General features: G+C 58.7%; 9 protein-coding genes and 1 pseudogene. 8 read left to right on the top strand and 2 right to left on the bottom strand.

The window, feature by feature from the left end:
• From NDI87_RS13675 to NDI87_RS13640, 8 genes and pseudogenes are all read left to right on the top strand, one after another.
• Window positions 1–468 (top strand): annotated as a pseudogene (locus tag NDI87_RS13675) (SAM-dependent DNA methyltransferase); the annotation flags it as partial.
• On the top strand, window positions 465–1814 hold the full coding sequence (locus NDI87_RS13670; protein ID WP_296275913.1) for a restriction endonuclease subunit S: 1350 nt from the start codon (window positions 465–467) through the stop codon (window positions 1812–1814). The pseudogene NDI87_RS13675 and the gene NDI87_RS13670, both read left to right, overlap by 4 nt.
• A 258-nt stretch (window positions 1815–2072) precedes the next feature.
• Complete coding sequence (locus NDI87_RS13665; protein WP_296275912.1) at window positions 2073–2342, top strand: type II toxin-antitoxin system Phd/YefM family antitoxin; 270 nt, start codon at window positions 2073–2075, stop codon at window positions 2340–2342.
• Window positions 2343–2348: 6 nt separating this feature from the next.
• Window positions 2349–2663 (top strand): CcdB family protein, encoded by a 315-nt coding sequence (locus tag NDI87_RS13660; protein WP_296275911.1) that lies wholly within the window; start codon window positions 2349–2351, stop codon window positions 2661–2663.
• 17 nt (window positions 2664–2680) lie between these two features.
• Window positions 2681–5812 (top strand): type I restriction endonuclease, encoded by a 3132-nt coding sequence (locus NDI87_RS13655; protein WP_296275910.1) that lies wholly within the window; start codon window positions 2681–2683, stop codon window positions 5810–5812.
• 54 nt (window positions 5813–5866) lie between these two features.
• On the top strand, window positions 5867–6718 hold the full coding sequence (locus NDI87_RS13650) for a restriction endonuclease (RefSeq protein WP_296275909.1): 852 nt from the start codon (window positions 5867–5869) through the stop codon (window positions 6716–6718).
• Between the two features lie 187 nt (window positions 6719–6905).
• Window positions 6906–8795 (top strand): SIR2 family protein, encoded by a 1890-nt coding sequence (locus NDI87_RS13645; RefSeq protein WP_296275908.1) that lies wholly within the window; start codon window positions 6906–6908, stop codon window positions 8793–8795.
• Window positions 8795–10246, top strand: a complete 1452-nt coding sequence (locus NDI87_RS13640; RefSeq protein WP_296275907.1) for a nuclease PIN — start codon at window positions 8795–8797, stop codon at window positions 10244–10246. Before NDI87_RS13645 ends, NDI87_RS13640 begins: the two co-directional genes overlap by 1 nt.
• A gap of 264 nt (window positions 10247–10510) precedes the next feature.
• On the opposite strand, the gene NDI87_RS13635 is transcribed toward NDI87_RS13640, so the two are convergent.
• Window positions 10511–11026, bottom strand: coding sequence for a hypothetical protein (locus NDI87_RS13635; RefSeq protein ID WP_296275906.1), 516 nt, complete (start codon window positions 11024–11026; stop codon window positions 10511–10513).
• Window positions 11027–11081: 55 nt separating this feature from the next.
• Window positions 11082–11348 (bottom strand): hypothetical protein (locus NDI87_RS13630; RefSeq protein WP_296275905.1); only part of this gene is annotated, 267 nt, incomplete at its 5' end.

Here is an 11348-nt window from a genome sequence, read left to right as displayed (position 1 = left end):
GGCTCCAAGCGCAAGGAACTTAGTGCCGACCACATTGACGAGATCACCCGCCTGTTTGGTGACTTCAAGGAAGTGAGCCGTGACGGTGTGCCCATCAGCCGCATTTTTGACAACGACGCCTTTGGTTACCACACCATCACCGTCGAGCGCCCCGAGCGCGATGCCGCTGGCAAGGTGGTGCTGGGCCTCAAAGGCAAGGGCAAAGGCAAGCCGGTGCCTGATGCCAGTCTGCGCGATACCGAAAACGTGCCACTCAGCGAAGACATCGCCGCCTACTTCAAGCGCGAGGTGCTGCCCCATGCGCCGGATGCCTGGATCGACACCGACAAAACCAAGGTAGGTTACGAGATCCCGTTCAACCGCCACTTCTACGTCTTCAAGCCACCGCGCCCGCTGGCCGAGATTGATGCGGAGTTGAAAGGCGTCACCGACCGCATACTGACCATGATCAACGGGCTGACGGCATGAGTTTTCCTCGTTACCCGGAGTACAAGGACAGCGGCGTGGAGTGGCTGGGGGAAGTGCCGGGGCATTGGAAAGCAGTACCGCTCAAAACTGTTTCCACGCACAACGATGACGTGCTGGATGAATCGACTACCCCGGACGCTGAAATTGCCTACGTGGATATTTCCAGCGTGGATGGCATCAATGGCATCAAGATGAAAGAAGACATGCTGTTTTCCGCAGCGCCGTCCCGAGCAAGGCGGCGAGTCAAGCATGGTGACGTGATCGTTTCAACTGTTCGCACCTATCTCAAAGCCATAGCGCGAATTCGTGACCCAGAGGAAAACCTCGTCGTCTCAACAGGTTTCGCCGTGATCCGCCCGCGTGGCGAGTTGGCACCAGACTTTTTAGGGCATTTGGTTTCCGCTGGCTTTTTTGTTGATCAGGTTATTGCACGTTCAACAGGTGTGAGCTATCCAGCGATCAATGCAAGTGAGCTTGTAGCGATCCCGGTGCCTGTCCCGCCCCTCCCCGAACAAACCCAAATTGCCGCCTTCCTCGACCGCGAAACCGCCAAGATTGATGCGCTGGTGGCAGAGCAGCGGCGGTTGATGGCGTTGCTGAAAGAAAAGCGCCAGGCCGTCATCTCCCACGCCGTCACCCGGGGCCTGAACCCCGATGCGCCCATGAAGCCGTCCGGCATCGAGTGGCTGGGGGATGTGCCGGCGCATTGGACTGTTCTGCCTTTGCGGCGGTCAATTCAGTTCCTTACTGACTATGAAGCAAATGGAAGTTTTGCTGATACCAAGGCGAATGTGAAGATCGACGATGGAGAGCCTCATGCATGGTATGTGAGGGCAACCGATCTTGAGCAAAAGAGGTTTGGAATAGTAGAAGGAAATCGTTTTTGTGATGAAGCGTCGTATGAATGGCTGCGGAAAACGACATTGTTTGGTGGTGAACTTTTGGTGGCAAAGCGAGGCGAGATCGGAAAAGTTTATGTGATGCCGGACGTGGAATGTCGAGCCACCCTGGCCCCGAACCTTTACCTCATTCGCCTCAACGCGATTTTGACCCCAAGCTTTGCCTGGTACTGGTTTTCAGTCGATCCAGGGCGAGCGGAACTCGTATTAGCAGACAAGTCGACAACGATTGGCGCTTTGTACAAAGATGACGCGCGGTCAATGCTGATCGTCACCCCCTCGATTGAAGAGCAAGCTGAAATTGTCAAATTTCTCAACGCTGAATCCGCCAAATTCGACACCCTCACCGCCGAAGCCCAGCGCGCCATCGACCTGCTGCAAGAGCGCCGCACCGCGCTGATCTCCGCCGCCGTCACCGGCCAGATCGAAGTGCGGGGTGTGGTGTAAAACCATGTTTTTAATGTCTGCGATGAAATCCACCGCTCCGACTAGCGGCGTACGTTGGGTGTCCGACGTAGCGAAATCAAGGAGGAGACTTGGGGCTTGCCCCAAGGCGGGGGACATTCGCGGAGTTGGATACCCAATGTGCGCTGCGGGTTACAGTGCGCGGCCAGCAGCCGAGCCGGTGGGGCACTTGATGCTGGCGTTTGCCTGATGTTGCCCACTTTAGCTAAAATAGCCATCAAGTCACACAGGAGACCCGCCATGCAAGTCACCGCCACCGAGGCCAAGAACCGTTTTGGCGCTATCTGCGCCCAGGCCAAAGACGGGCCTGTGTTTGTTGAAAAAGACGGGCGCATTGAAACCGTCATCGTCTCGGCAAAGCAGTTCTCCGCGCTTCAGGCCGCCACCCAAACCGATACGCTGGCGCAACGCAAAACCCAATTCGAGCAATCGCACCGGGCCTGGATTACTGAGCAGAACCAGCGCTTTGAAGCGCATGGCCTGTGGTGCGACGATATGCGCGTTTGGTAAGCAGGTATGCAGTTTGATGTTTTTGAAAACCCCAGCCCGCGCATGCGCGACGTTTACCCTTATGTGGTGGACGTACAGAGCAACTTGCTCAGCGCACTTGCCACACGCATGGTGGTGCCGCTAGCGTTCACCACACTGGCGGCCAAAGACCTGCCGCGCCAACTGTGTCCGGTCATCACCGTGAACGACAAGTCATTGATGCTGGTGCCGTTTGAAGCGGCACCGCTGGACAAGCGCTTGCTCAAGGCAGAAGTCACCTCCATCCGGGATCGATCCCATGAGATCATCGCGGCGATGGATGCGGTGCTCAGCGGCATCTGACAACCACCGGGAGGGCCATGAGCCTGCACAAAGAAATCAGCTTCGAACTGGAAATCTGCCAGCACCTCGCATCCACGGGCTGGCTGTACTCTGAGGCTGATGCCGCTGGCTACGACCGCGCCCGTGCTCTGTTCCCCGCTGACGTGCTGGCCTGGGTGCAGGCGACCCAGCCCAAAGCCTGGGATACGCTGACCAAGAACCACGGCAGCAAAGCAGATGAAACGCTACTCACCCGCCTGCGTGACCAACTGGACCAGCGCGGCACGCTTGATGTATTGCGCCACGGCATCGAACTGCTGGGTCTCAGAGCCCCGTTGATGCTGGCGCAGTTCAAACCGGCCCTCGTCATCAACGCCGACATCCTGGCCCGTTACGCCGCCAACCGCCTGCGTGTGGTGCGCCAGGTGCGCTACTCGCTACACAACGAGAACAGTATCGACCTGGTGTTGTTTTTGAACGGCCTGCCGGTGGCCACCGTGGAGCTCAAGACCGACTTCACCCAGAGCATTGGCGACGCCATTGACCAGTACCGCTTTGACCGCCACCCCAAGCCCAAGGGCCAGGCGGCTGAACCACTGCTGTCTTTCCCCAGTGGTGCCCTGATCCACTTTGCCGTGAGCAACAGCGAGGTGGCGATGGTGACCCGGCTGGCTGGCGCGGCCACCGATTTCCTGCCCTTCAACCTGGGTGACGAAGGCGCTGCCGGTAATCCGGTGAACCCCGCGGGTGGTCACCGCACGGCCTACCTGTGGGAGCAGGTCTGGGCACGCGACAGTTGGCTGGAGATTCTGGGCCGCTACCTGATTGCCCAGCGTGACGAGAAGAAACAGATTGAGAAAATCATCTTCCCGCGCTACCACCAGTTGGACGTGACACGCAAGCTGCAAGCCGCCGTGCTGGCTGACGGCCCCGGCGGCAAGTACCTGATCCAGCACAGCGCGGGTTCGGGCAAAACCAATTCCATCGCGTGGACGGCGCACTTTCTGGCAGAGCTGCACGATGCGCAGGCCAAGAAAGTGTTTGACACCGTGCTGGTGGTGTCCGACCGCAATGTGATCGACATCCAGTTGCAGGAAGCCCTGTTTGACTTTCAGCGCACCACCGGCGTGGTGGCCACCATCACCAACAAAGACGGCAGCAAAAGCGGCAAGCTGGCCGAAGCCCTGTCCGGCGACAAGAAGATCGTGGTCTGCACCATCCAGACCTTTCCGTTCGCACTGGAGGCGGTGCGCAAGCTGGCTGCCACCCAGGGCAAGCGTTTTGCCGTGATTGCCGACGAAGCGCACAGTTCCCAGACGGGTGAAGCGGCTGCCAAGCTCAAGGCAGTGTTGTCACCCGAAGAGCTGGCCGAGCTGAACGATGGCGGCGAAATCAGCACCGAAGACATTCTGGCCGCCCAGATGTCTAACCGCGCCGATGACGCGGGCATCACCTTTGTGGCGTTTACCGCCACGCCCAAGAACAAGACCCTGGAGCTGTTTGGCACCCGCCCGGACCCCACGCGCAAACCGGCACCCGACAACGTGCCGACGCCGTTTCATGTGTATTCGATGCGGCAGGCCATTGAAGAAAAGTTCATTCTGGACGTGCTTCAAAATTACACGCCGTACAAATTGGCCTTCAAATTGGCGCACAACGGCAAAGAACTGGATCAGAAAGAGGTTGAGCGCAGCACCGCCATGAAGGGCATCATGGGCTGGGTGCGACTGCACCCCTACAACATTGCCCAGAAGGTGCAAGTTGTTGTCGAGCACTTCCGCGAATTCGTGGCGCCGCTGCTGGCTGGCAAAGCCAAGGCCATGGTGGTGGTCGGCAGCCGCCTAGAGGCCGTGCGCTGGCAATTGGCTATCAACAAGTACATCAAGGACCATGGTTACCACATCGGCACGCTGGTGGCGTTCTCGGGCGAGGTGACCGACCATGAATCTGGCCCGGACGGTTTTTCTGAGACCAGCCAGAGACTGAACCCCAACCTCAAGGGTCGCGACATCCGCAAAGCCTTCAAGGGTGACGAATACCAGATTTTGCTGGTCGCCAACAAGTTTCAGACCGGCTTTGACCAGCCGCTGCTGTGCGGCATGTACGTTGACAAGCGCTTGGCGGGCATCCAGGCAGTGCAGACCCTGAGCCGACTGAACCGCGCCCACCCTGGCAAAGACACCACCTATGTGCTGGACTTTGTCAACGACCCAGCGGATGTGCTGGAAGCCTTCAAGACCTACCACACCACCGCCGAACTCTCGGCCACCACCGACCCGCACCTGGTCTTCGACCTGCGAGCCAAGCTCGATGCTGCCGGCCACTACGACGACTTTGAGGTCGACCGGGTGGTAGCCGTGGAGATGAAGGCAGACGCCAAACAGAGCGAACTGGTGTCAGCCTTGGAGCCGGTGCAGGACCGCCTCATGAAGCGCTACAAGGCTGCGCAGGCAGCGTTAAAGGTATCTCGGGAATTAAAGGATGAAATCGCTGCCAGAACCGCTCAGGATGCGCTGGATGCCTTGATCCTGTTCAAGGGTGACATGGGCACCTACTTGCGGCTCTACATCTTCCTGTCGCAAATCTTCGATTACGGCAACACCGGCATCGAAAAGCGCGCCATCTTCTACAAGCGCCTGTTGCCCCTGTTGGAGTTTGGCCGCGAGCGCGAGGGCATTGACCTGTCCAAGGTGGTGCTGACACACCATCACCTCAAAGACCAGGGTCAGCGCGCCTTGCCGCTGGGTACTGGCGAAACGCCCAAGCTGGCCCCCATCACAGAGGCAGGCAGCGGCAGTGTGCAGGAACAGCAAAAGGTGTACATGGCCGAGCTGATCAGCAAGCTCAACGACCTGTTTGGCAACGACACCAGCGAGCACGACCAGCTGCGCTATGTGAACGGCACCATCCTGGGCAAGGTCGCTGACTCTGCCACCCTGCAGCAGCAAGCCGCCAACAACACCAAAGAGCAGTTTGCCAATTCGCCCGACCTGCACACCGAGCTGCAAAACGCCATCATCGAGTCTTATGACGCGCACACGGTCATGAGTACCAAAGCGCTGAATTCACCGATCGTGCTGCGCGGCATTCTGGATGTGCTGCTGAACAATGCCGGGCTGTATGAGACGCTGCGGGTGCGGGCTGGCGACGTGAAAGTGATGGAGACATAGACTTTCAGCCAGGCGCCGCGACAACAATAATCATTCAATGAGGGAGGAAACAAAATGGCGCGTAGAAGGAAGAGCAGTCCCGCAGAGGACCTGATGGAATTGGTCGCCTTGCTGCCTTGGTGGGCAGGGTGTGTATTGGCGCTGGTGTCTTACCTGTGGCTGCACGGCGCGGCAACACAAGAAGTCGCCGCATCGATCGCCCCTGGGCAGGTTGGCACAGTCGTGACCCAGACCGTTTGGAAATCACTTGCGTCGGTGGGGCAGTATCTCCTGCCATTGCTGTGCCTCATGGGTGCTGCGCTGTCGGCCTACGGTCGATCGAAGCGCAAAGGTCTTGTTTTCAGCGTGGTGGGCAGTTCGTCTGCCAATGCGCTGAACAACATGAGCTGGCAGGAGTTTGAACTCATGGTTGGTGAAGGCTTCCGCCAGCAAGGTTATCAGGTGATTGAAAACGGCGGTGGCGGTGCCGACGGCGGTATTGACCTGGTGCTGCGCAAAGGCGGCGACAAGTTTCTGGTGCAGTGCAAGCAGTGGAAAGCCTTCACCGTGGGTGTCACCGTGGTGCGTGAACTCTACGGTGTCATGGCCGCCAGCGGTGCTGCTGGCGGTTTTGTCGTCACGTCCGGGCGCTTCACCGACGATGCCAAAGCCTTTGCCAGCGGGCGCAACATCACGCTCATGGATGGGGCTGCCTTGTTCAAGCTCATTAATCAAACATCAGCTGCTCGCGCTACCCGGCCGCCACCCGTTGAAACGGTATCGCCCAAAGCCGTTTCGACGCCGTCATGCCCGATCTGTGCCAAGGCCATGGTGCAGCGTGTCGCCAAGCGGGGCGGTAGTTCGGGTAATGCGTTCTGGGGATGCAGCGGTTATCCGGCGTGCAGAGGTACGAGACCTGTCGCATAGGGCGCGTCCTCCATTAACGGTCCACGTCACTCCACTAATCTAATCATCAATTTTCGCAGTACGGCCTCTTCTGGCACGGTGGTGCATTGAGACAGCCAACCTTCTGCTGATGCTACATTTAGTCCTGATATTGGCGAGGAGCCGCTCAGCACAAAAATAGAGCAGTCTTAATAAAAACGGGAGTTTTATGACGCTGTCAATTCCGAAGATTTCGGCCGCAGAATTCTCAACTGCGATAGCCTTGCGACCAAACCTAGTGGCTTGGTTTCTCGGCGCAGGTGCGTCTGCCGCCTCAGGAATTCCCACTGGCTACGCCATGATTCGAGACTTCAAGGCCCAAATCTTCTGTCGCGAGAACAACCTCTCGAAACGGGAAATCGACACCGGTGACAAGGTCTGGATTGACCGGATCGACAACTTCTTCCGGCAAACGTCACTCCTACCATCCGACGGCGACCCCACCGAATATGCCGCGGCGTTCGAGGCGGTCTACCCCCAGCCTCGGCACCGCAGACAGTACATCGACGATGCCATCTCCAAGGGCACACCATGCTTCGGGCACCGGGTGCTCGGCAGCCTGATTGCAGCCCGGAAGGTGAACTGCATCTTCACAACCAACTTTGACCCGCTGGTAGAGGAATCCGCGCAATCCGCCAACGCACTGCTGCCTGTGCCCGACCAAGCCCGACCAACGGTTGCGGCCATCGATTCAGGTGAACGCGCGATGCGGTGCTTGAACGAGTCGGACTGGCCCCTGGTGGCCAAGCTCCATGGCGACTACCAATCAATTGCCATCAAAAACACCGACTCTGAACTGGAGAAGCAGGACGAACGCATGAGGCACGTGCTGGTCGAGGCCAGCAAGCGCTTTGGCATGGTGTTTGTCGGCTACAGCGGTCGAGATGCCTCGGTCATGGTGGCGCTGACCGCTGTATTGAGGGAGACGGCCCCATTCCCCAACGGCCTGTACTGGGTGACTTCTTCTGCCTCTCAGTTGCTGCCGACAGTCGTACAGTTCCTGGAAAACGCCCATCTAGCTGGGGTTGATGTTGCTGTGGTCGAGAGCAAGACATTCGACGAGCTGGCCGCAGATGTCATCAAGCACGTCGACCTGCCGCAGGTGCTGATGGAGCATGTGATGCAAGGACAAGCCGCGCCACGCCTGGTGCCCGTCAATTTGCCGGACATTGAGGCAAGGCAGTTTCCGGTTCTCAGGTACTCTGCGCTCCTGATCGAATCCCTTCCACGCGTAGCAAGGCGAATAACCCTGACACAGGCCACGACCTCTCCAGCTATCAGAGCCCTGCTGAAAGAACAGCGCTGCAGAGCAGTAGTGGCTGCGAACGGCCGAGAGCTGGCGGTGTTCGGAAAGGACGATGAGGTGGTCGCGGCGCTTGCTTCACTTGGAGCTAAGACCGCAGGGATTGTGGAGCTGGATGCAACCAGGGACAGCTGGGCGCTGGGGCTCCTTTACGACGCGCTGGTTAAAGCCATGTCGAGGTATCGCCCCCTCATACCTCGGTTCAAGGGATCTGGTCATTCGCTGGTCGTCGCAGGCCCCCGAGAAGATGACGACGAGGTGAGAACCCGCAAGCGAGCCCAGGACCTCGCTCAGTTGCGAACCGCGTATGAAAATGCCCTGACCGGGAACGTGCCCAAGCTCGACTTCCCCTTCCATGAAGGCGTCTTTTTGAAGCTGGAGCAGATCGAGGAACGCTGGTGGTGCAGTTTCGAGCCATATACCTTCGTGGACATCCCCAGACCCGAGCAACCTGGGCATGCGAAACAACTCGAATCCCCGGGTGCCGATCACGACGCACTGGGTTTGCCGTTTGAGCGCCGAGGCGGAGATCCCGCTGGCGACTGGCGCAGAGAGCGCTGGGCTCCGAAGTACAACAAGCAGTGGGCGGCAATCATCTCCGCGTGGGCCACGCTGCTGAATTCGACCAAGGACGGCACGATGCACGCCTTCGGTCTGGATAAAGGAAGTGGCATCGACGCGGTGTTCACTGTCTCGCGGTTTACCGGGTGGAGTCGACCTGGCCACCATCACACCTACTTCGATAGGACCAAGTGATGACAAGTCCCGCTCAAGCGTCAAGACTCCCGCCGTTCACCTTGTTGGACGAGCCGCTGCTCTCCTTCTCACCCTCGGACGAAAAGCAGGTTGACGTGCACCCGCTGAGGGGCCTCATGAATTACGGGCCGTACTCCAAGGGCTCCTTCGGTGGATACACCTCGCAGGTACGAATCGCTACCGTCGGTCCAGATAGTGCGTTCAGACGCCGCGGCGAACTGATGGCTTCCTTACGCGGCGCGTACCAGCCCAGCGACCGCTCTGAATACGTACCCCCATACCCAGGCTTTGAAGCGCTTTTTCGCGTGAAGCTGGAGTCCGCACGTGGTGGTGCGCACATCAGGTGGCCGGACTTCTTGAATCAACTCCCTGGTGATGGTGATCCTCAGGCGAGGTTGTTTCAGGCGATGGACGCTGCCCTGCGTCGGCTCGATTCGATGCGGAACGAGTTCGACGTCGTGCTGATGCATTTTCCGGACTCCTGGGCTCCGGCAACACGCACCAAGTTCTTCGATGCGCACGACGTGCTCAAGGCACTGGGCGCTAAGTACAACATCCCCACCCAGGTGCTCAACGACCGGGTTTTTACCTTCAACTACAAGGCATCGCTCGCTTGGCGCCTTGCAATTGCGCTGTACGTGAAGGCGGCAGGTACGCCTTGGAAGCTGGCGCCGCTTAAGGGAGTGCCAGATGACACTGCCTACATCGGCCTTGCCTATGCGCTGCGCGGCGACCAGCGCGATGCCCACTATGTGACCTGCTGCTCGCAGGTGTTCGATATGGACGGTGGCGGCATGCAGTTCGTGGCCTTCGAGGCGCGCGACCCCGTGGCGGACGTCGCAGAGGCTCGAAAGAACCCGTTTCTGACCAGGGACGACATGCGCGCAGTGCTGGCTCGAAGCCTGGAACTCTACCAGAGGCGAAACGGTGGCAACCTACCCAAGCGACTGGTTATCCACAAGACCACTGCATTCAAGCAAGAGGAAATCGAGGGCGCGTTCGACGCGTTGTCGGGCGTCCCTGAAATTGAATGTGTGGAGGTCAGTGCTGCGTCGTGCTGGAGGGGTGTCTGGCTGATTGAGTCTGGACGGCAGACGCCCCCGACAAAACCGTCGGGCTATCCGGTTCCGCGAGGGACGATGGTCGTACGTTCCGGAAACTCGGCACTCGTCTGGGTGGCGGGCAATGCCCCTGAGGTATCCAACAAGGGCGATTACTACCAGGGGAAAAAGAGCATCCCGAAGCCGCTGCAACTCATCCGGCACGCCGGGAGCGGCTCACTCGAAATCATCGCTCATGAGGCGCTAGCCCTAACCAAGATGGACTGGAACAACGATGCGCTGTATGACCCCGTGCCAGTTAGCATCCGGTACTCGCAGAGGTTGGCTCGGACTATCGCGAACGTGCCTGACTTGCCCGGTAATGTCTATCCGTACCGGCTGTTCATGTAGATAACGTTGAATGGCTGCTCACGCTGCACTTTGGTAGCTCGGGTCCGCAAAGTCAATCTGCGCCTGCAAGCCCAGCTCACCTTGGGTGTGACCCTATAAGGGCGTTCCTGCCAGCCTGGAAAAATCTGGCAGCGAGGGCCAGAAGCCATTACAACGCCGTATTTGGGGCATAAGGTCCAATCAGGCACCTTGGTCTCTGCGTTTGGCCCGTGCAACATCGTCGGCGGTATCCAAAGCCCATCTGCCACGTGGTGAGCCCCTCTTTCAGCTACCCGGCACCCATGAAGCCAACAACTCGTGGTTGATCGGGTCGTACAGATCCACCCCCGGCAGTAGGGCATATTTTTGGCTGTTGTGGCGCATTAACTTGCTTTCACGATCCCGGAACCGGGAACCACGGGTACGACACCCGCCCGCCTCGGAGACGTACCCATAGCGCTCGTCATGCGCTTGCAGGTGGACTACCCACCAGACCTCATTTTGATTGAGCATGCGCTTGAGCGGTTTCTTCGGGTTGGGAACGATTTCCTGCAGCACGTAGTAAAAGTAGGTGTCAGCGCCGTACCGTTCAGCATCGCGGCGCATGCGCATGTTGGGTGCAGTGCCTGCCCGTAACTGGCTGCGGTGCATGACGCATCTTCGCCTCAAATTCTCGGCCTGGCCGATGTTGATCATGCGTGTGGCACGGTTCAGCGCGCAATAAATTCCAGGGCCGTCTGGCAGAAATTCAATGCCATCGCTGGCGGGGGTGAGAAAGACCGCATCAACGTTTGTATCCATCACCAGCTCCAAAAAAATCAAAGTTCAAGGGCGACCCAGGACAGCGTCAGGGGACTCATTCGTCATGGCGTTCGAGGGCAGCAGCGGCCAGCGCTTTCTGACGCTCAAAAATCGCCTTGAGTGCCGGCATGAGGGTTTGCATAAAGCCAGGCGACTGCGCCAAATCCACGTCATGCCCATCAAGGGCTGTACGGATCACGGCAATCAAGGCCAGCTCGTTCGCCGTGACCAGCCTGTCCCCCATGACCGCGCTGATGGCAGCCCAAAGATCTGGGTTGTTTTCCGCCAAGACCTTGCCCAGCATGAAAGTGCGGTCAAGCTG

The sequence above is a fragment of the Rhodoferax sp. genome, assembly GCF_023701345.1.
Taxonomy (GTDB): Bacteria; Pseudomonadota; Gammaproteobacteria; order Burkholderiales; family Burkholderiaceae_C; genus Rhodoferax.
This window is presented reverse-complemented; position numbering and strand designations above follow the sequence as displayed.